Origin of the sequence: Pseudomonas sp. B21-053, assembly GCF_026016365.1 — a bacterium.
GTDB classification, from domain to species: domain Bacteria; phylum Pseudomonadota; class Gammaproteobacteria; order Pseudomonadales; family Pseudomonadaceae; genus Aquipseudomonas; species Aquipseudomonas nunensis.
Genome location: NZ_CP087205.1, coordinates 2,874,935 through 2,894,808, shown reverse-complemented (window position 1 = coordinate 2,894,808; position 19,874 = coordinate 2,874,935). Strand labels below are relative to the sequence as shown.

Annotated in this window: 16 protein-coding genes and 1 pseudogene; 10 read left to right on the top strand and 7 right to left on the bottom strand. The window is 57.7% G+C overall.

Going from position 1 to position 19,874, the window contains the following annotated elements:
* Positions 1 to 38: 38 nt before the first annotated feature.
* Positions 39 to 146: pseudogene (locus tag LOY68_RS13400) on the bottom strand (H-NS histone); the annotation flags it as partial.
* 180 nt (positions 147 to 326) lie between these two features.
* On the opposite strand from LOY68_RS13400, the gene LOY68_RS13395 reads away from it, so the two are divergent.
* Complete coding sequence (locus LOY68_RS13395) at positions 327 to 1,598, top strand: hypothetical protein (RefSeq protein WP_265045079.1); 1,272 nt, start codon at positions 327 to 329, stop codon at positions 1,596 to 1,598.
* A gap of 242 nt (positions 1,599 to 1,840) precedes the next feature.
* Here the strand turns inward: LOY68_RS13395 and LOY68_RS13390 are convergent, their stop codons facing one another.
* The 3 genes from LOY68_RS13390 to LOY68_RS13380 form a co-directional block, all read right to left on the bottom strand.
* Positions 1,841 to 4,270, bottom strand: a complete 2,430-nt coding sequence (locus LOY68_RS13390; RefSeq protein WP_265045078.1) for an AAA family ATPase — start codon at positions 4,268 to 4,270, stop codon at positions 1,841 to 1,843.
* Positions 4,271 to 4,894: 624 nt separating this feature from the next.
* The gene (gene rnhA, locus LOY68_RS13385) at positions 4,895 to 5,347 is read right to left on the bottom strand and encodes a ribonuclease HI (RefSeq protein WP_054047533.1); all 453 of its coding nucleotides are present in this window, start codon (positions 5,345 to 5,347) and stop codon (positions 4,895 to 4,897) included.
* Between the two features lie 90 nt (positions 5,348 to 5,437).
* Positions 5,438 to 6,196, bottom strand: a complete 759-nt coding sequence (locus tag LOY68_RS13380; RefSeq protein WP_054047532.1) for a class I SAM-dependent methyltransferase — start codon at positions 6,194 to 6,196, stop codon at positions 5,438 to 5,440.
* 65 nt (positions 6,197 to 6,261) lie between these two features.
* On the opposite strand from LOY68_RS13380, the gene gloB reads away from it, so the two are divergent.
* The 8 genes from gloB (at position 6,262) to fabI (ending at position 17,058) form a co-directional block, all read left to right on the top strand.
* Positions 6,262 to 7,029, top strand: coding sequence for a hydroxyacylglutathione hydrolase (gene gloB / locus LOY68_RS13375; RefSeq protein ID WP_054047710.1), 768 nt, complete (start codon positions 6,262 to 6,264; stop codon positions 7,027 to 7,029).
* Positions 7,030 to 7,128: 99 nt separating this feature from the next.
* Positions 7,129 to 8,592 carry a transglycosylase SLT domain-containing protein gene (locus LOY68_RS13370; RefSeq protein WP_054047531.1) on the top strand — a complete coding sequence of 488 codons (1,464 nt, stop codon included), beginning with the start codon at positions 7,129 to 7,131 and terminating at the stop codon, positions 8,590 to 8,592.
* A 269-nt stretch (positions 8,593 to 8,861) separates the two neighbouring features.
* Positions 8,862 to 10,694, top strand: a complete 1,833-nt coding sequence (locus tag LOY68_RS13365) for an extracellular solute-binding protein (protein WP_265045074.1) — start codon at positions 8,862 to 8,864, stop codon at positions 10,692 to 10,694.
* Entirely contained in the window at positions 10,691 to 12,532 is a 1,842-nt protein-coding gene (locus LOY68_RS13360) for an extracellular solute-binding protein (protein WP_265045073.1), read from the top strand. Before LOY68_RS13365 ends, LOY68_RS13360 begins: the two co-directional genes overlap by 4 nt.
* Before the next feature lie 3 nt (positions 12,533 to 12,535).
* Complete coding sequence (locus tag LOY68_RS13355) at positions 12,536 to 13,609, top strand: microcin C ABC transporter permease YejB (protein ID WP_054047527.1); 1,074 nt, start codon at positions 12,536 to 12,538, stop codon at positions 13,607 to 13,609.
* Between the two features lies 1 nt (position 13,610).
* A complete protein-coding gene (locus LOY68_RS13350) occupies positions 13,611 to 14,630 on the top strand; it encodes an ABC transporter permease (RefSeq protein WP_163909757.1) in 1,020 nt (339 codons plus the stop codon).
* 1 nt (position 14,631) lies between these two features.
* Positions 14,632 to 16,242: an ABC transporter ATP-binding protein gene (locus LOY68_RS13345; RefSeq protein ID WP_163909756.1), complete on the top strand. Its 1,611-nt coding sequence runs from the start codon at positions 14,632 to 14,634 to the stop codon at positions 16,240 to 16,242.
* A gap of 21 nt (positions 16,243 to 16,263) precedes the next feature.
* Positions 16,264 to 17,058, top strand: a complete 795-nt coding sequence (fabI, locus tag LOY68_RS13340; protein ID WP_054047522.1) for an enoyl-ACP reductase FabI — start codon at positions 16,264 to 16,266, stop codon at positions 17,056 to 17,058.
* Between the two features lie 150 nt (positions 17,059 to 17,208).
* Here the strand turns inward: fabI and LOY68_RS13335 are convergent, their stop codons facing one another.
* Positions 17,209 to 18,063, bottom strand: a complete 855-nt coding sequence (locus LOY68_RS13335) for a LysR family transcriptional regulator (protein ID WP_265045070.1) — start codon at positions 18,061 to 18,063, stop codon at positions 17,209 to 17,211.
* 111 nt (positions 18,064 to 18,174) lie between these two features.
* On the opposite strand from LOY68_RS13335, the gene LOY68_RS13330 reads away from it, so the two are divergent.
* Entirely contained in the window at positions 18,175 to 18,600 is a 426-nt protein-coding gene (locus LOY68_RS13330; RefSeq protein WP_265045068.1) for a VOC family protein, read from the top strand.
* Between the two features lie 9 nt (positions 18,601 to 18,609).
* Here LOY68_RS13330 and LOY68_RS13325 read toward each other — a convergent pair whose 3' ends face one another.
* Positions 18,610 to 19,218, bottom strand: coding sequence for a GGDEF domain-containing protein (locus LOY68_RS13325; RefSeq protein ID WP_265045066.1), 609 nt, complete (start codon positions 19,216 to 19,218; stop codon positions 18,610 to 18,612).
* Positions 19,219 to 19,292: 74 nt separating this feature from the next.
* Positions 19,293 to 19,874, bottom strand: coding sequence for a hypothetical protein (locus LOY68_RS13320; protein WP_163909752.1), 582 nt, complete (start codon positions 19,872 to 19,874; stop codon positions 19,293 to 19,295).

Here is a 19,874-nt window from a genome sequence, read left to right as displayed (position 1 = left end):
ACGGCCTAATGGCCATTTTTTATAGAGTTGCTTGAGAGTCAGGAAGCCCAAGGCTCTACCGCCTCTGAACCATAATCCGCTTTCCATTCCTTAAGCCGCTTATGATTCCCGCCCTTGGTCTCGATCACCTCGTTGGTATTCGGATTGGGGCGGTGCCCCTGTGGCAACCAGGCTAAGCCTGATGTGAACACTTCACCACAGTCGGCTACCCCCCCCTAGAAACTAGTGACACATGCCAAAAATGGTTACACATGAGACGAGAAGAGCATGACTGAGATGGCCTACCAGTGCGAGGTTAGCGCTTGTGACGTCGGCGAAGCCGGATCATGCAGCATCAATTCGCCATCTCAGAGCCAAAATCGCTTATGAGCAAGACAAACAACATATCGGTCGACACCGAAGCTGAGGCCAGCCTAAACGTGAACGAATCCAAAACCGACATTGAAATCAATGAACATGCCACAGCAATTCTAAGAGACGTGACTGAAGAAATTTCTGAAGCCCTCTACTCCCCGAAATCTGGCAAGCTAACGATCGCATGGTCAACCGACAAAGAATTTAATGCCGGAGCCTATTCTGCTATACACCCTAGCGCTGGCCCCGAACATAAAATTGTCATCAATTACACCATAGCGATTGAGCTTTATCGTTACGCTGAAAAGTTATTCAAATTTACGCAAAGCGATAAACTGAAAAATTATTTAGAGCGCTACCCAGAAGACTACATGCCGTTGCCACTGATCCCACTAAGTACCCCAGGCAGCCAGTTCATAAACAACATGTTCATGGGTGCTCTAACATGGGTATTTTTTCACGAGCTTGGTCATGCAGCGCAAGACCACGGGGTGATACGCAAAAACAACTGCGAAACTGTCTGCAATCTGACCAGCTCAGCTAACAATGACCCAGTCCATGATGACGAGTACTCATACACCCAAGAAGTCAATGCACAAGCAGATAAAAAGCTGTCTCACCAGGATTCTTTAATTCATCACATCACAGAGCTAGCGGCGGACAGCGAAGCTACCTGTTTAGCAGTGCACGATCTCCTTCGACATGCAGTACCTGCCGAGGATTGGGACAACGGCTTGAAAGACTTCTCAAAGCTCAACTGGCAATTCATCGTCGACAACTGCTATCTGATGATCGCAGGGATAGCGTGCACATTCTTCCGATTTAACAATGGTAGAGCGACCCCTGAGCAGGCGTCGGCCACCGGGTCGCACCCCAATGCCTTTTTCAGAATGGAAATGACGGTTCGCCAAATCTGTAGGCAGCTGAAGTTTGTTGCCATGGGAGCTGGCCATGAGATTACCGATCGTGAAATTCTTATAATTGCAAAGCAAGCAGCAGATTTATCGGCCCTGTTTTGGTACTACGAAATCTCAGACCAGGCCATGCCTATGGAAGACCTGCTCATCAGAGGCCTAACCGAAAGGCCCGAATTCAAATCCTATACCGCAGAAATCATCAACGCCTGGGACGATCTTACGCCTCAAATTCTTGAAGTTCGTAGCTTTGGCTCAAAGCTTGGGATCTTGCACTTCGACGAAGAACATCGTGAGTACATTTTCGGTAGAGACAACCTCCGAGACTAACAGTCTTATCCTAGAAATAACTCGCTTGCGCTGAGCTTAGGTGGTAAAGCCTGATGACCTTAGGGGTCGATTTCCGACCCCTATAGCTTGAGATTCGGCCTCTGGCCCACCCCGCTGATCTTCGAGCGGCAGGTACACGTGCATTGCTATAAAACCGACCTGACCTCACTGGCAGTTCCAAAAGCTCCCAGATAAGCGGGGCCGATCGCCTACCAAGTACTTTCCCTGTCGCCCGAAGGCTCCTAGAACGGAATGTCCTGATCGAACCCAAGCTGGTCGTTCTCAGGCTTGGGAGCAATCGGCACGCTAGCTGGGGCCGCGACGGCACTGCTGGCTGGTAGTGGGGCAGGCTCAGGAACGACTAAGGGCAGGTCAGCAGCGACTGCAGTAACAGCGATAGTGGCCTCATTTTCCCCAGCCTCTGTCTCCGCCTGCTGCTCTGCCGGCTCGTCCTGATCCAGATCGACATAAGCATCGCCCATCATCATTTTGTAGTGAGCGTCATGTTTAGCAGCCTTGAATATTTTGAAGAAAATCTTCAGGTAGCTTTCTGCCATAGCGTCGCTGATAGCCACATACAGCTCATCCGGAGCGTAATGCGAGCCGTCATTCACCCAGCTCATTAAAGACTGGCACTGCGTCTTTTCGATACCTTCAAACTCGTCAACCAAATGGTAAGTATCGACACCACCCAGGATTTTGAAATAATTCTCCAAAATCCGGCGCATGGTGTTCTGCAGCGTAAGCACTGGCAACGGCGTTCTCTTCAGTTCCGCCCAGAGCAGCTGATAAGAGGTTCTGATGGGATTACTCGGGTGAAATTCAATCACCGAGTACTCGTTGGGCTTGCGGACGATCCAGAACGTCTCGTCACCGAGGGATTTGTCGGGCTTACGACGCTGATCGTAAGTAACCTCTTTATGAAAATGTATATTATGGGTGAGCACCACAACCTGCTTAATATGGCTGCCAGGCTTTCTAACCTCAATAAACAGCTCTTTAATCAAGCTACTCACGATAAACAGCACATCACTATCAAGACTCGAAACAGGATCATCGATAACCACGATTCGATCACTAGTGATGCCCGAGGCCGTAACACTTCCTCTCAGCAGGTGGTAGAAATACAAGAATGTTACGAAGGTCTTCTCACCCTCGCTCAAGGTTTGCTTTGCATCTTTCCCATCTGCTCGGATCAGCCTATACGAATTACCTACACACGCAGGATCGAGTGAAAAACCTCGGAAGCCGAAATTTCTAAGAATCTTATTGATGGCTGTCACTGTCGGCTTCACGGTTGTGAGCTCGGTTTCAATCTTATCGATTTCGAAATCTACAGCATCAATGCTATTCGAAGCCCTATCCCGACTCGATGCAATCCCGGCAATGGCCTTCTGCAACATACCCATCTGAGAGGCATAATCAGCCAAAGTACTCTTTAGCTCGACATCTAAAATATACCTCCACACTTCGTCAGTGAGTTTGCTCTGCTCAGCAGTGAAACTAGCAACAAGGCGGTTGTGCTCGGTGATTTTCGCGTTCGCGGCGTTAACAATACTGACAATGCCAGCATGGATATCTGCGAGCCCTTCAAGACCGACCTCCGTGCTTGGACTGGCGAACTTATTGTCCATTCGCCCTTTATTAACGAGAATAACAGCTTCCAACGACTGAATTTCAGGACTAAGCTTTTCTTTATCCAACTCAGCACAATCCAAAGCCAGCAGAGCACGCGCCTGGATCAATAGATCTTCTGCAGCCTGGTAATAATTGTTACGCAGAGCGGATACTGCCTTTGAATCGGCCTCAAAGGTCTCATCAAAGTACTCAGCAAGTTCCTTTTCGAAGTCGTGAGGTAGATCCTGCTGACAGAACGGACACTGTTCGTCCGTGTGGCCCAAGAATTTCATACCCTGCCTGACCCAGTCGCTATTGCCCAACCGCTGAATGATGCCTGATATGCTTACGTCATCTTTACCAATAACTTTCTTGGAGAGAACTGGACTTGTCTCGAATGCGATCAGTCGCGATAAATCAAAAGTCGAAACAGGCGCTATTCTCGAAGGTTGATCGCCGTATAGAACTGCCGCTCTAGCTTGGAGATCTGCCAAGTCCACCAAGGCAGACTTGTTACTCGTATGTTCCTGCAGAACCCTTGCCTTGAACGCTTCCTTGTTATTCCTCAGACCAGTGAATGCCCCTTTAAAATGCTCATCATGCTTTACCTTCTGCTCCCAGCATCTGCCCACCAGTTTTGTATCCAAAGAGGCCAGCTCAGCATTTTTTCCGGGTTTTCCATCTTCGCCATCCAGAGAAATTATTGATTTGGCCTTCAGCTGCTCGTGACGCTTTCTTTCATCCTTAAGGTCTTTGAGTCTGTCGAGCTGATCCTTCTCGACCTTGCCTAGTGTAAATACCCCCTGAAACTCTTTGGAATCTGTGAAGTTGGCAGCAATGAAGTCGTTGTTGTAGATCATTGCTGGCACAGGCGTATTTCTGAGCCAAGTGATGCTGGAATCTGCTGAGATGCCAGGCTTCTCGATGAGCCGGCTGATTGTGGTCTTGCCAGCCCCATTCGCTCCATAAATGAAGTTGACCGGTTTGAGTTTGATTACTTCGGACTTAGCGGCGCTGTAGGTGGCGATGTTGGACAGACTAATCGACTCGATCATAGCGGGGCATCCCAGCATGTCGGGGCAATAGGTGGCCCCTGCTCAGTGAAAATCTATAAGGTTTAGGCGATGGAATACCTGCCTAACCGTTGTCCGATCGCATGATGGCGATTGGCCGCACAAGCGTAGACGGCGTGGCAATTTATGCAAAAGCGGCTGCGCAGAATGTCTGCTGCGGGGGCGCGCGGTGGGGGGCCTTGGAGGTATGGGAGGAGTGGCTTTAAGGGCTTTTGGGGCCGGAATGGGGGGACAGGGAAGAATGTAAACCATGACCTCTGAATTTAGGCCATGGTTTACAGAATTTCTTACCGTACGGTATCGTAGTGAAGGATGCGGGGCTACGACTCAGTATTACCGGGCTTGGAGGGCGTGGGGTTTAAGTTTACATACCTCCCCTAAAAACGGTTCCACACAACGGATCTGGTGGCCATCAGTGTTCAGCTCTCAACGGGTCAATCGTGCAAAAGCGGCGATCTTAACATGCTCACGCGCAGACTCGCCCACCCCGAACTTGTAGGAGCTGCCGCAGGCTGCGATCTTTTGACCTTGATCTTCGGCTGGCTCCAAAATCAAAAGCAAGATCAAAAGATCGCAGCCTGCGGCAGCTCCTACAGGGCAGCGTCGTTAATCCTGCTTATAACCTCGGACTTCATCCACGCCGCGGTTAGCCAACTGGTCAGCCCGTTCGTTGCCGTGGTGGCCGATGTGCCCGCGTACCCATTTCCAGGTCACGGTGTGGCGGTTGACCTGTTCGTCCAGAAGCTTCCAGAGATCGGCATTTTTGACCGGTTCTTTCGCGGCGGTTTTCCAGCCGCGTTTCTTCCAGTTGGCCATCCACTCGTTGATGCCTTTCATCACGTACTGGGAGTCAGTCACCAGCAGCACGTCGCAGGAACGCTTGAGTTCTTCCAGGCCTTTGATCGCGCCCATCAGTTCCATGCGGTTGTTGGTGGTGTTGGCTTCGCCGCCCCACAGTTCCTTCTCGACGCCCTTGCACACCAGCAGTGCGCCCCAGCCGCCGGGGCCGGGGTTGCCTTTGCAGGCGCCATCAGTGAACAGTTCTACGCTATCGCTCATGCCAATCTATCCAGAAAATGCGGTGGCTCGCCGATCCAGGATCGACGATGCCCGAGGCCGGGCTAACCCGGCCGGGAAAATAAAGAATGTTTACGGCTCGATATGACGACGATTGACCTTGGCCATCGGCAACGGAATCAGCTTGCCCATTGGCTCGCGTCGTTCCTGACGCACGGGGCGCAGGCCGACCACGATCTTGCGTGCCACTAATAAATAGAAGCCGCCGCCCGACAGTTGCCAGTCACCGGCCTTGCGCTCCCAACCCGCCAGACGGCTCTGCCATTTGGGTGACGCAAGCGGCGGACGATAGCACCCGAAGCGGCGTTTCTCCAGCGCGAAGCCCAGCAGGTTCAGCCAGTCCCCGACTCGCGACGGCGAAATGCAACGGGCCTTGCGCAAGGCGTCGTGGGCGAACACATGCCGCAGGCCCCAGGTGCTCCAGGGATTGATGCCGATGATCAACAGATGCCCGCCGGGCCGCACGCTGCTTGCCGCTTCGCGCAACAAACCGTGGGGCGACAGGCAGAAATCCAGCCCGTGCTGCAACACCACCACATCGGCGGCGTGCTCGCTCAAGGGCCAGGCCTGTTCTTCACAAACGATCTCGACCCCGGGCAATGGCGCACCGAGCCTTACATTACGCTGCACTTGCGGCGCCGACGGCGGTGTTTCGGCCGATGGACCGTAGTGCACGAGGTAGCCGCCGAAGAACCGGCCCAACTCGTCTTCGAGCATGCGCCGTTCTTCGTCCAGCAAAAATTGCCCGATCGGGCCGGACAACCATTCACGGGCGGCGCTGATCAATGTCAGCCACTCAGGATCGGCCTGAGCGAACGCTTTATCGGTCATTGCATTCTCCAAAGCGCCAGGAAGTTCTAAGATGCGCCATTGTTTTCCGCTTGGCGAATCCGACGATGATACAGATCAGTGCCCTGCCCGCCTTCACCGACAACTACATCTGGTTGTTACAAGACCACCGCACCCAACGCTGCGCCGTGGTCGATCCGGGCGACGCCGCGCCGGTCCAGGCCTGGCTGGAGGCGCATCCGGGCTGGGTGCTCAGCGATATTCTGATCACTCACCACCATCATGACCACGTTGGCGGCGTCGAGCAGCTGAAAAAAGCGACAGACGCGAAAGTCTATGGCCCGGCCAGCGAAACCATCCCGGCGCGGGACGTCGCGCTCAAGGATAACGACCGTATCAACGTGCTGGACTGGGACTTCGATGTCTACGCCGTTCCCGGCCACACTCTTGGGCATATCGCCTTTTATCACCATGGCCTGCTGTTCTGCGGCGACACCCTGTTTGCCGCCGGTTGCGGCCGCCTGTTTGAAGGCACTCCGGAGCAGATGCACACCTCGCTGACGCGCTTGGCGTCGTTGCCTGAGGACACGCTGGTGTATTGCACCCACGAATACACCCTGAGCAACCTGAAGTTTGCCGCAGCGGTCGAACCGGGCAACCCGGACACTGCCGCGCGTCTGGAAAAAGTCACCGCGCAACGCGAAGCCGGAATCATGACGCTGCCCTCTACGTTGGCGCTTGAAAAGCTCACCAACCCGTTTTTGCGTGTCGATGAAACATCCGTTAAAGAAAAAGTGGACGAACGGAATGGAACCCAAAACCGGGGTCCGAGTGCGGTTTTTGCTGCCTTGCGGGCTTGGAAAGATAAGTTCTAAGCTGGCTACCTATTGGTACAAAAATTCTGAATGGTTGACCGCGGGGGGTACGCTTTCTAGAATCCCCCGACATTTTTGCCCGGAACTTACTTCCAGCCAATGTCGTCATCTATTCGTAAAGCCATCAATTCAGACGCATTGACCCGCTTGGCTCAAGCCATCGCGGTGGCTGTGTCCGCCACTTTGGCGGGCTGCTCAAGCCATGTCCCGCAACCCGAAGCCACACACGTTCCGAATATTGCCGCCCGAGCCAAGCAGAAACCCATCTGGCTCAGCGAGAAACCAACACCGCAAGTACCCCAGGACGTCTGGGAGCGCATGCGCCAGGGCTTCCAGCTGCAGGACAACCTGGGCGTCAACCCGCGTATCGAGCAACAACGACTGTGGTTCGCCAGTAACCCGTCCTTCCTCGAAAACGCCGGCGAACGTGGCAGCCTGTACATTCACTACATCATCGAACGCCTTGAAGAACGCAACATGCCGCTGGAACTGGCGCTGCTGCCAGTGATTGAAAGCGCCTACAACCCGATGGCCTATTCCCGGGCCGACGCGGTGGGTCTTTGGCAATTCATTCCTTCCACCGGGCGTTACTACAACCTGCGTCAAACCCGTTTCTATGATGGCCGTCGCGATATCACCGCTTCGACCACCGCGGCCATGGACTACCTGACCCGCCTGCACGACATGTTCAACGGTGACTGGCTGCTGGCCCTCGCGGCCTACAACGCCGGTGAAGGCACCGTCAGCCGCGCCATCGAGCGTAACGAGAAGCTCGGCCTGCCGACCGATTACTGGAACCTGCCGCTGCCGGCCGAAACCCAGGCCTACGTGCCGAAGTTGCTGGCCCTGTCGCAAGTGGTACTGGCGCCGGAAGCCTACGGCGTGAACCTCAACCCGATCGCCAACGAACCGTACTTCCAGGTCGTCGAAATCAACCAGCGCATGGACCTGTCCAAGGTTGCCGCGGTGGCCAACATCGACGAAGACGAACTGTTCCAGCTCAACCCGGCCTTCAAGCAGCGCACCACCATCGACGGCCCCCAGCATTTGCTGGTGCCGACGTCCAAGGCGCAACTGCTGACGGCCAGCCTGTCGACCATGCGTCCCGAGGAGTTGATCAGCTCGCGACCACTGAAACCGGTGTTCGAAGGCGCTGACGACAACGAAATTGCCAAACTCAAGCGCGCCTACCGGGTGAAACGTGGCGACAACCTCGCCGCCATCGCCAAGGCCAACAAGGTCGACGTCAAGGACCTGCAGCGCTGGAACAAGATGACCGGCAAGAACCTCAAGGTCGGCCAGACCCTGGTCATGCAGGACAACACCAAGCGCAGCGCCGGCCGGATCAACACCGTGGTTGCTGCGAGCGGCAAGTCGAAGGGCAAGGACACCGGCAAGACCGTCGCCAAGACCCAGCAGACCTACAAGGTCCAGCAAGGTGACTCGCTGTATATGGTCGCCAAACGTTTCAACGTTGAGATGCAACACCTCAAGCGCTGGAATCCTCGGGTTGGCCAGGCGTTGAAGCCTGGGCAAATGCTGACGGTGTCTTCACCACGCTAACAAAGAGCCCCTGAAATTCAGGGGCTTTTTTTTGCCTGCAATTTGAGGGCTGAAACAGATCCCCTGTGGGAGCGGGCTTGCTCGCGAAAGCGGTGTGTCAGGCTACATACTTGGTGACTGGAAGACAGCATTCGCGAGCAAGCCCGCTCCCACAGGAGGCCCACCGCACCCGCAATTAACAGCGCATTAAGCCCCTGTCTTTTTCCTGTCGATACAAGCTGTTACTGTACGGCCCACAAAGCCCAAGCCGCCTGGATCGGATCTCTGACTTGAAGCGTCCCCTCCTCCTTCTCCTGATCAGCCTGGCCTTGAGCTCCCCCGCAAGCGCGACGATCAGCGAAAGCCATGCTTATGCGCAGTTCGGCACGCTCAAGTACCCGGCCAGATTTACCCACTTCGACTGGGTCAACCCGCAAGCGCCCAAGGGCGGTACCTTGCGGGTGATGGCGTTTGGCACCTTCGATACGCTCAACCCGTACACCTTCAAGGGTTCAAGCCCGGTTTCCACGCCGAATTTCCTGCAATACGGCATCAACGAGCTCAACGAACCGCTGATGGTCGGCACCGGCCAATACGCGCCGTCCGGTGACGAGCCGACTTCAAGTTATGGCCTGATCGCCCAAACCGTGGAATACAGCGAGGACCGCAGTTGGGTGGTGTTCAACCTGCGCCCTGAAGCGCGGTTCCACGATGGCACGCCGATCACTGCCTACGACGTGGCGTTTTCCTACCGTTTGTTGCTCAAGGAAGGCCATCCGCAGTACCGCACCGCGCTCCAGGAAGTGCTGCGGGTCGACATTCTCAACCCGCAACGCATCCGTTTTGTGTTCAAGCGCGCCGGCAATCCACTGCTGATCCTGCGCCTGGGCGAGATGCCGGTGCTGCCCCAGCACTACTGGAAAGGTCGCGACTTCAAGGCCACCACCTTCGAACCGCCGCTGGGCAGCGGGCCGTACCGGATTACCTCAGTGCAACCGGGACGCCAACTGGTCTTCGAACGGGTCAAGGATTATTGGGGCAAGGACTTGGCGGTCAATCGCGGCAAGTACAACTTCGACCGCATGGAAGTCGAGTTCTACCGCGACAGCGACGTGGCCTTCGAAGCCTTCAAGGCCGGCGAATTCGACATCTACATCGAGCACCAGGCGAAGAACTGGGACAACGGCTACAACTTCCCGGCGGTGCGGCGCGGCGATGTGATCAAGGCGCAGATCCCGCACCAGATCCCGACCCAGAGCCAGGGCCTGTTCATGAACAGCCGGCGCCCGGCCTTTGCCGAGGTCAAGGTGCGCGAAGCACTGGGCTTGATGTTCGACTTCGAGTGGACCAACCGCACCCTGTTCAGCGGCGCCTACAAGCGCGCCATGAGTTACTACCCCAACAGTGAATTCGAAGCCAGCGGGCTACCGGTCGGCCACGAATGGCTGATGCTCAAGCCGTATCGCGAACAGTTGCCCGCCAAGCTCTTCACCGAGCCCTTCAGCCTGCCGCAGACCGAAGGCCGCGGCATCCCTCGGGAAACCATGCGCAAGGCCTTGGGCCTGCTCAGCGAGGCCGGCTGGAAGCTGAATGGCCAGCGCGTGCAGAACGCCAACGGCCAACCGCTGCGGTTCGAGATTCTGCTGGTCAACCCGAACCTGGAACGGATCCTCCAGCCCTACGTCGAGAACCTCGCCAGCATCGGCATCGACGCACGGCTGCGCACGGTGGATCGCGCCCAGTACAAACAACGCCTGGATCAGTTCGATTTCGACATGATCCTGATGACCCTCAACCAGACCCTCAGTCCGGGCCTGGAGCAATGGCAGTACTTCCATTCCAGCCAGGTCGGGGTCAAGGGCAGCAAGAACTACGCCGGCATCGCCAACCCGGTGGTCGATCATTTGCTCGAACAATTGCTCGCCGCCCAGACCCGGGATGAACAGGTCGCCGCCGGCAAGGCCCTCGACCGGGTGCTGCTGTGGCAGCACTACATCATTCCCAACTGGTACCTCAATTACCATCGCCTGGCCTACCGCAACCGGTTCGCCTTTGTCACGACGCCGCCTTATACCCTGGGCCTTTCCGCGTGGTGGCTGAAGTCTTCGGAGAAAGATCAATGAAACCCGTACGCGCCCTGCTCTTGCAGGCCAGCGGTCTGTTGTTCGCCGGGCTGGCCTGCGCCGCACCGCAGCATGCCTTGACCCTGTACAACGAGCCGCCGAAATACCCGGCCGACTTCAAGTACTTCGACTACGTCAACCCGGACGCGCCCAAGGGCGGGATCTTCCGCCAGGCCGGTTTCGGCGGCTTCGACAGCCTTAACCCGTTCATCAGCAAAGGCGTGCCGGCCGACGATATCGGGATGATCTACGACACCCTGGCCAAACAGGGTCTGGATGAGCCGTTCACTGAATACGGCCTGATCGCCGGCAAGATCGAGAAAGCCCCGGACAACAGCTGGGTGCGTTTCTACCTGCGCCCCGAAGCACGTTTCCACGACGGCCACCCAGTGCGTGCCGAAGACGTGGTGTTCAGCTTCCAGACCCTGATCAAGGACGGCGCCCCGCTTTATCGCGGTTACTACAGCGATGTCGCCGACGTCGTCGCCGAAGACCCGCTGACGGTGCTGTTCAAGTTCAAGCACAGCAACAACCGCGAATTGCCGCTGATCCTCGGCCAGTTGCCGGTGCTGCCGAAACACTGGTGGGCCAGCCGCGACTTCAACAAGGGCAACCTGGAAATCCCGCTGGGCAGCGGCCCTTACAAGGTCAGCGAAGTGAAGGCCGGGCGTTCGGTGCGCTATGAGCGGGTCAAGGATTACTGGGGCAAGGACCTGCCGGCCAACCGTGGCTTCTACAACTTCGACGTGATGACCACCGATTATTACCGCGACAACACCGTGGCCCTGGAAGCACTCAAGGCCGGGCAGTTCGATTACTGGCTGGAGATGACCGCGAAGAACTGGGCCAACGCCTACAACATCCCGGCAGTCACCGAGGGCCGGTTGATCAAGGAACAAATCCCCAACGGCAACCCGACCGGTATGCAAGGCTTCGTCTTCAACCTGCGTCGCCCGGTGTTCCAGGACATCCGCGTGCGCCAGGCGATGACGCTGCTGCTGGATTTCGAGTGGACCAACAAGCAACTGTTCAACGGCGCCTATGCGCGCACCCGCAGTTATTTCGAGAACTCGGAAATGGCCGCCACCGGCCTGCCGGACGCCGCTCAACTGGCGATCCTCGACCCGTTCCGCAGCCAGCTCCCGGCCCAGGTGTTCAGCGAGGCGTTCGAAAACCCTACGACCGACGCCAGCGGCATGATTCGCACCCAGCAACGCAAGGCCTATCAGTTGCTGCAAGAGGCTGGCTGGAAGATCGTCGACGACAAAATGGTCGACGCCACCGGCAAACCGGTGACCATCGAGTTCCTGTTGGCCCAGACCGAATTCGAACGGGTGCTGCTGCCGTTCAAGCGCAACCTCAGCGACCTCGGGATTGACCTGGTGATTCGCCGGGTCGACGTTTCGCAGTACATCAACCGCGTGCGCTCCCGGGACTTCGACATGATCGTCGGCAGCTTCCCGCAGTCCAACTCGCCGGGTAACGAACAGCGCGAGTTCTGGATGTCCGCCGCCGCTGACAAACCCGGCAGTCGCAATTCCATGGGCCTCAAAGACCCGGTGGTGGACCAATTGGTCGAGGGGCTGATCAACTCCGAGTCACGTAAAAGCCTGGTGGCCCACGCCCGTGCGCTGGACCGCGTGCTGCAATGGGGCTATTACGTGATCCCCAACTGGCACATCAAGACCTGGCGCGTGGCCTATTGGAACCATATCGGCCATCCAAAAATCTCACCCAAGTACGACGTCGGCATTGCCACCTGGTGGGTCAAGCCTGACGCGAAACCGGCGGTAGAAGTCGAAACCAAACTGCAAGCCGACCCTGCGGGCACGGAGTAATCAATGCTGGCGTATATTTTTCGGCGACTGCTGCTGATCATTCCGACCTTGTTCGGCATTTTGCTGATCAACTTCGTGATCATCCAGGCTGCCCCCGGTGGTCCGGTGGAGCAGATGATCGCCAAGCTCGAAGGCTTCGAAGGCGCCACCAGCCGCATCGCCGGTGGCGGTGCCGAAGTGTCGGTGGCCGGCTCGGCCTATCGCGGCGCCCAGGGCCTGGACCCGGCGCTGGTCAAGGAAATCGAGCACATGTACGGCTTCGACAAATCGGCGCCGGAACGCTTGTGGATCATGGTCAAGAACTACGCGACCCTGGATTTCGGCGACAGCTTCTTCCGCGACGCCAAGGTCATCGACCTGATCAAGGAAAAGATGCCGGTGTCGATCTCCCTCGGGCTGTGGAGCACGCTGATCATGTACCTGGTGTCGATTCCGCTGGGGATCGCCAAGGCCACGCGGCACGGCAGTCACTTCGACGTCTGGACCAGTTCGCTGATCATCGTCGGCTACGCGATCCCGGCGTTCCTGTTTGCGATCCTGCTGATCGTGCTGTTTGCCGGCGGCAGCTATTTCGACTGGTTCCCGTTACGGGGCCTGACCTCGAACAACTTCGCCGAGCTGAGCATGGGCGGCAAGGTTCTCGATTACTTTTGGCACCTGGCACTGCCGGTAACGGCGCTGGTGATCGGCAACTTCGCGACCATGACCCTGCTGACCAAAAACAGCTTCCTCGATGAAATCAACAAGCAGTACGTGGTCACCGCCAAAGCCAAAGGCCTGACCAATCACCGCGTGCTCTACGGCCACGTGTTCCGCAATGCCATGCTGTTGGTGATTGCCGGGTTCCCGTCGGCGTTTATCGGGATTTTCTTTACCGGCTCGTTGCTGGTGGAAGTGATTTTCTCCCTCGACGGCCTCGGCCTGATGAGTTTTGAAGCGGCGATCAACCGTGACTATCCGGTGGTGTTCGGCACGTTGTTTATCTTCACGTTATTGGGGCTGGTGGTGAAACTGATCGGCGACCTCACCTACACCCTGGTCGATCCGCGCATCGACTTCGAACACCGGGAGCATTGAGATGAGCCTGTCCCCCCTCAATCGCCGCCGCTTCGAACTGTTCAAGGCCAACAAGCGCGGCTGGTGGTCGCTGTGGCTGTTCCTGATCCTGTTTGGCGCCAGCCTCGGCGCCGAACTGATCGCCAACGACAAACCGCTGGTGGTGCATTACGACAACGGCTGGTACTTCCCGGCGCTTAAACGCTACCCGGAAACCACCTTCGGCGGCGAATTCCCGCTGGAAGCCAACTACAAGAGCCCGTACATCCGCGAACTGCTCAAGGCCAAGGACGCCTGGATTCTGTGGGCGCCGATCCCCTACAGCTACCAGAGCATCAACTACGACCTGAAAGTCCCGGCCCCGGCACCGCCCTCGACGGTCAACCTGCTGGGCACCGACGATCAGGGCCGCGACGTGCTGGCGCGGGTGATCTACGGTTTCCGGATTTCGGTATTGTTTGCCCTGACGCTGACCATTCTCAGCTCAATCATCGGCGTGATCGCCGGGGCCTTGCAGGGGTTCTATGGCGGCTGGGTCGATCTGGCCGGGCAGCGTTTCCTCGAGATCTGGTCCGGGCTGCCGGTGCTGTATCTGCTGATCATCCTCGCCAGTTTCGTGCAACCGAACTTCTGGTGGCTGCTGGGGATCATGCTGCTGTTCTCGTGGATGAGCCTGGTGGACGTGGTGCGCGCCGAGTTCCTGCGTGGGCGTAACCTTGAATACGTGCGCGCGGCCCGGGCGCTGGGGATGCAGAATGGCGCGATCATGTTCCGCCACATTTTGCCCAACGCAATGGTTTCGACCATGACATTCATGCCGTTCATCCTGACTGGCGCCATCGGCACTTTGACCGCCCTGGATTTCCTCGGTTTTGGTCTGCCGGCGGGCAGTCCGTCATTGGGTGAACTGGTGGCTCAGGGCAAATCCAACCTGCAAGCGCCGTGGCTCGGCATGAGCGCGTTTGCCGTGCTGGCGTTGATGTTGAGTTTGCTGGTGTTTATCGGCGAGTCCGCTCGCGATGCCTTCGACCCGAGGAAGTGAAATGAATCAGGACAATCTGATCGAAGTGCGCGACCTCGCCGTCGAATTTGTCGTCGGCGAACGCGTGCAGCGGGTGGTCGAAGGCGTCAGCTTCGATATCAAGCGCGGCGAAACCCTGGCCTTGGTCGGTGAAAGCGGCTCCGGCAAATCGGTGACGGCTCACTCGATCCTGCGCCTGCTGCCCTACCCGCTGGCCCGGCACCCGTCCGGCACCATCGAATATTCCGGGCAAGACCTGCTGGGCCTGAAAGAGAAAACCATCCGTCACATCCGTGGTAACCGGATCGCGATGATTTTCCAGGAGCCAATGACCTCGCTCAATCCGCTGCACTCGATCGAGAAGCAGATCAACGAGATCCTCGGCATCCACAAGGGCCTGACCGGCAAAGTCGCGACCAAGCGCACTCTGGAACTGCTGGAGATGGTCGGCATTCCCGAACCGCACAAGCGCCTCAAGGCCCTGCCCCATGAATTGTCCGGCGGCCAACGCCAGCGGGTGATGATTGCGATGGCCCTGGCCAACGAGCCGGAACTGCTGATTGCCGACGAACCGACCACCGCTCTGGATGTGACCGTTCAGCTGAAAATCCTCGAATTGCTCAAGGAATTACAGGCCCGTCTGGGCATGGCGTTGTTACTGATCAGTCACGATTTGAACCTTGTACGAAGAATTGCGCATCGCGTATGTGTCATGCAGCGCGGTTGCATCGTCGAACAGGCATCGTGCGAAGAGTTGTTCCGCGCGCCGCAGCATCCGTACACTCGGGAACTGCTGGCAGCGGAGCCCAGCGGCAAGCCGGCGACCAACGTTATTGGCCCGCCATTGCTGCAGGTCGAGGACCTGAAAGTCTGGTTCCCGATCAAAAAAGGCTTCTTGAAAACCACGGTGGATTACATCAAGGCGGTGGACGGGATCAATTTCAGCCTGCCTCAGGGCCAGACCCTGGGGATCGTGGGCGAAAGCGGTTCCGGCAAATCGACGCTCGGCCTCGCGATTTTGCGGCTGATCGGCAGCAAAGGAGGCATCCGTTTTGAAGGCAAGCAGCTAGACTGCCTGACGCAGAACGAGGTTCGGCCGTTGCGCCGCGAGATGCAGGTGGTGTTCCAGGACCCGTTCGGCAGCCTGAGCCCGCGAATGTGCGTGAGCCAGATCGTCGGCGAAGGACTGCGGATCCACAAGATGGGCACCGAGGCGGAACAGGAACAAGCGATTATTGCGGCATTGAAGGAGGTAGGCCTGGACCCGGAAAGCCGGAACCGCTACCCCCACGAATTTTCCGGTGGGCAACGGCAGAGAATCGCCATTGCCCGGGCATTAGTGCTAAAACCGGCGTTGATCCTGCTGGACGAGCCGACATCGGCCCTCGACCGGACAGTGCAACGCCAAGTGGTGGAGCTGTTGCGGTCACTGCAAACCAAGTACAACCTGACGTATCTGTTTATCAGCCATGACCTGGCTGTCGTCAAAGCGCTGAGCCACCAGTTGATGGTGGTCAAGCATGGCCAAGTGGTCGAACAGGGAGACGCGCAAAGTATCTTTGCCGCCCCCCAACATCCGTATACACAGCAGTTGCTGGAAGCCGCTTTCCTGGCACCAGCCACTGCGCAATAACCTGAAAGAGAGGAGCAACACATGGGTTTTCTCGCCGGTAAGCGCGTACTGATCGTCGGTGTCGCCAGCAAGCTGTCCATCGCATCCGGCATCGCTGCCGCCATGCATCGCGAGGGCGCTGAGCTTGCCTTCACTTATCAGAACGACAAACTGAAAGGTCGTGTTGAAGAATTCGCACAAGGCTGGGGCTCGAGCCCTGAGCTGTGCTTCCCGTGCGACGTGGCCAGCGATGAAGAAATCGCCAAGGTCTTCGAAGAACTGAGCAAGAAGTGGGATGGCCTGGACGTGATCGTTCACTCCGTCGGCTTCGCCCCGGGCGACCAACTGGACGGCGACTTCACCGAAGCCACCACCCGTGAAGGTTTCCGCATCGCTCACGACATCAGCGCCTACAGCTTCGTGGCCCTGGCCAAGGCTGGCCGCGAAATGATGAAAGGCCGCAATGGCAGCCTGCTGACCCTGTCGTACCTGGGCGCCGAGCGCACCATGCCGAACTACAACGTCATGGGCATGGCCAAGGCTTCCCTGGAAGCTGGCGTACGTTACCTGGCCGGCTCCCTGGGCCCGGAAGGCACCCGCGTCAACGCCGTATCGGCTGGCCCGATCCGCACCCTCGCGGCTTCCGGCATCAAGAACTTCCGCAAGATGCTGGCCGCCAACGAAGCGCAAACCCCGCTGCGTCGTAACGTCACCATCGACGAAGTCGGCAACGCCGGCGCCTTCCTGTGCTCGGACCTGGCGTCCGGCATCAGCGGCGAAATCATGTACGTAGACGGTGGTTTCAACACCACTGCGATGGGCAACATCGAAGAGTGATCTTCGGTTAGCGCATAAAAAACCCGCCGATATGGCGGGTTTTTTTATGGGTTCAAGATTAAAAGATCGCAGCCTTCGGCAGCTCCTACAGGGACCGGGTTGCACACAAATCCCCTGTAGGAGCTGCCGAAGGCTGCGATCTTTTGATCTTTAAGACAAACACCGCGCAAAAAGCTGCTGAATCGGCTGCATGCGCTGGCTATACCGCTGCAACAACACAATCTCGCGATAGAACGTCAGTTCCCCCAACGCAATCACCCGCACCTTCGCCCCATGCTCCACCCACAACCCCGCCTCGGGCAGCAACGACACGCCCAACCCGCACTCGACCATTTTCACAATCGCCTCCAGCTCATCCAGCTCCAGCGCCACGCGCACGTCAATCTGCTGTTCGCGCAGGAACCGCGTCACCAGGCGCCCGCCGAACGAGTTGCGGTCGTAGCGCACGTGAGGATGGTCGGCGAGCAGTTGCAGCGGATCATCGCCCTCCAAATCCGCCGGCACGATCAACACAAACGGCTCTTTGCGGATGACCTGCGCCGACAACTCCTTCGGCAGTTCAAACGGCGGCTTGATCAGGATCGCCAGATCCACTTCGCCGGTATCCACCTGGCTCAGCAAATTCAGCGACACACCCGGCACCAGTTTCGGCTCCAGCAACGGCGCCTGCTGCCTCAACCGCAACAACGCCTGGGGCAGCAAACCGGTCTGCACCGTGGCCACCGCGCCAATCTTCAATTCGCCACGGTATTCGCTCACGTCATCGCTGACCGCCATGCGCGCGAAGGTTTCCAGCATCTCGCGGGCCATCGGCAACGCTCGCTCGCCCGCCGCATTGAGTAGCGCCTGACGTCCGGTGCGGTCGAACAAACGAATCCCCAGCGCCTGTTCCAGATTGCGAATCTGCGCACTGACCGCCGATTGCGTCAGGCCAATGTGCATGCCAGCCGCCGCGAACGTGCCGTAGCGGGTCACCGCGATAAAGGTTTTCAATTCCCGCAACATGGCCGCACCATTGATCGAAATAATTTGAGCTCGACGCAAAAATTATCGTCTTTTAATCAAAAAGCACAGGACTAAACTCAACTGCAACTTCCCACCGTTGAGGATCAACCGATGCAGCTCTCCCCTTTTCACCTGGCGATTCCGGTGTATGACCTGGCGGCCGCGCGCAGTTTCTATGGCGAAGTATTCGGTCTGGAAGAAGGCCGCTCCAGTGACCATTGGGTGGATTTCAACTTTTTCGGCCATCAACTGGTGATTCACCTAGCGCCGAAAAACGCTTCGCAAGAAGCCGCTCACACCAACGCCGTGGATGGCCATAACGTGCCGGTGCCGCACTTTGGCGTGGTGCTGGGAATGGCGGAATGGGAAGCCTTGGCCGAACGTCTGCAATCCCTTGGCACGCAGTTCGTGATTGAACCGGGGATTCGTTTTCAGGGTTTGGTGGGCGAGCAGGCGACGATGTTTCTGTTTGATCCGTGCGGCAATGCCCTTGAGTTCAAGGCGTTCAAGGACATTAGCCAGTTGTTCGCCAAATGAGCCGCGCTGTTACGAGTGGCCGAACTCGTGACCGTTGACCTGCTCACCTATCGCGGCCAATAGACCCTCTGCGGTCTGATGCAGCGCCGGATGAAACTCGATCTGGGTGACACTGAAGCGAATGTCGTAACCGCGATGCACCGTGGCGTTGCGCTCGTCGAGCATTTCTTCGAGCCGCGCCCGGATAGCCGGAATTTCCACAGCGTGGGCGCCGGTCAGCAAGGCAGCGAACTCATCGCTGCCCATGCGCCCGATCACATCGCTTTCGCGAAAGGCGATCCGCAGCACGTCGGCAAAGGTCTTCAAGGCATCATCGCCTTCGGCGCGGCCGTACAGATAGTTGATGTGCTTGAAGTTATCGAGGTCGAAAAACAGCAACGTCGCCGGTTTGCCCATCCGCAAGCACGCGTCCAGGCCCATTTGTGCCAGGGCCTGGAAGCCGTGGCGATTGGGTAACAGGGTCAATTCGTCCATGCTCGCCACCTGCACCGCGGTCAGTTCCTGCTCGGCCTGACGCGCCAGGTCGCGCAGCATTTCGCGCTCCTGCAGTGCAGTGTCCGGACCGTGCAGAGTGTCTGCACGAGTGCCCGGTTTGATCGGTTTGCCTGGAAGCAGCATGTGTCACTCCTGCGATGGGTATGTACGTTAGAGCCGCACATATCCGGTTTGACTCCTTTTTAAGCCGCCGTTGGTCAGATGCCCGCCACGGGACACGGGCCTCCGGCGTCTGCCCAGAGCTTGAATTGCGTGACAAAGATGTCGTGCGGCACCGGTACCGGCGCCCGATTGCCGCCCGGATTCCAGCCCCAGAGCACCAGTTTGTCGTCGCTGACATGCTTGATCAGCGCGGCGAAATCCCGGTCACCGTTGCTGGAACGGTCCTTGATCATCGCGCAGAGTTTGTCTGCGGGCAGGCCGATCCAGGCCATTTTGTGCGCCGCCGGCGGCAGGCTCCAATGCGGCGCGCCTGGCGGTGCGTGGGGGCCGTAACTGGCCGGTGGGTTGTTTTCGGCGTGGCAGGTCGCACAAGGCAAACCGGCGGCGCCCTTGCCGTCCATGCCGCGCACCACGTTCATCGCGTGTGGAATGCCGGCGTCGAATTGCAACGGCGAGTCGCCGGGGATGTGGCAGTTCTGGCAGCGCGGGCTCTGGAAGACTTTCTGCACAGTACCGAAGGCTTCCAGCGCGGCCTGTTTGTCCGCTGCGAACAGGTCCGATGCGTAGCCGGTCAGACCGACCAACACCACGGCGCCAAGTATCAAATGTCGTCTCAT

Excerpts from the sequence above, each read along its gene's own strand:
- LOY68_RS13395 (WP_265045079.1), top strand. The coding sequence starts at position 327 with ATGCAGCATCAATTCGCCATCTCAGAGCCAAAATCGCTTATGAGCAAG.
- LOY68_RS13355 (WP_054047527.1), top strand. The coding sequence starts at position 12,536 with ATGCTGGCGTATATTTTTCGGCGACTGCTGCTGATCATTCCGACCTTG.
- LOY68_RS13390 (WP_265045078.1), bottom strand. The coding sequence starts at position 4,270 with ATGATCGAGTCGATTAGTCTGTCCAACATCGCCACCTACAGCGCCGCT.
- LOY68_RS13350 (WP_163909757.1), top strand. The coding sequence starts at position 13,611 with ATGAGCCTGTCCCCCCTCAATCGCCGCCGCTTCGAACTGTTCAAGGCC.
- fabI (WP_054047522.1), top strand. The coding sequence starts at position 16,264 with ATGGGTTTTCTCGCCGGTAAGCGCGTACTGATCGTCGGTGTCGCCAGC.
- LOY68_RS13330 (WP_265045068.1), top strand. The coding sequence starts at position 18,175 with ATGCAGCTCTCCCCTTTTCACCTGGCGATTCCGGTGTATGACCTGGCG.
- LOY68_RS13345 (WP_163909756.1), top strand. The coding sequence starts at position 14,632 with ATGAATCAGGACAATCTGATCGAAGTGCGCGACCTCGCCGTCGAATTT.
- rnhA (WP_054047533.1), bottom strand. The coding sequence starts at position 5,347 with ATGAGCGATAGCGTAGAACTGTTCACTGATGGCGCCTGCAAAGGCAAC.
- LOY68_RS13360 (WP_265045073.1), top strand. The coding sequence starts at position 10,691 with ATGAAACCCGTACGCGCCCTGCTCTTGCAGGCCAGCGGTCTGTTGTTC.
- LOY68_RS13370 (WP_054047531.1), top strand. The coding sequence starts at position 7,129 with ATGTCGTCATCTATTCGTAAAGCCATCAATTCAGACGCATTGACCCGC.
- LOY68_RS13335 (WP_265045070.1), bottom strand. The coding sequence starts at position 18,063 with ATGTTGCGGGAATTGAAAACCTTTATCGCGGTGACCCGCTACGGCACG.
- gloB (WP_054047710.1), top strand. The coding sequence starts at position 6,262 with ATGATACAGATCAGTGCCCTGCCCGCCTTCACCGACAACTACATCTGG.
- LOY68_RS13380 (WP_054047532.1), bottom strand. The coding sequence starts at position 6,196 with ATGACCGATAAAGCGTTCGCTCAGGCCGATCCTGAGTGGCTGACATTG.
- LOY68_RS13320 (WP_163909752.1), bottom strand. The coding sequence starts at position 19,874 with ATGAGACGACATTTGATACTTGGCGCCGTGGTGTTGGTCGGTCTGACC.
- LOY68_RS13325 (WP_265045066.1), bottom strand. The coding sequence starts at position 19,218 with ATGCTGCTTCCAGGCAAACCGATCAAACCGGGCACTCGTGCAGACACT.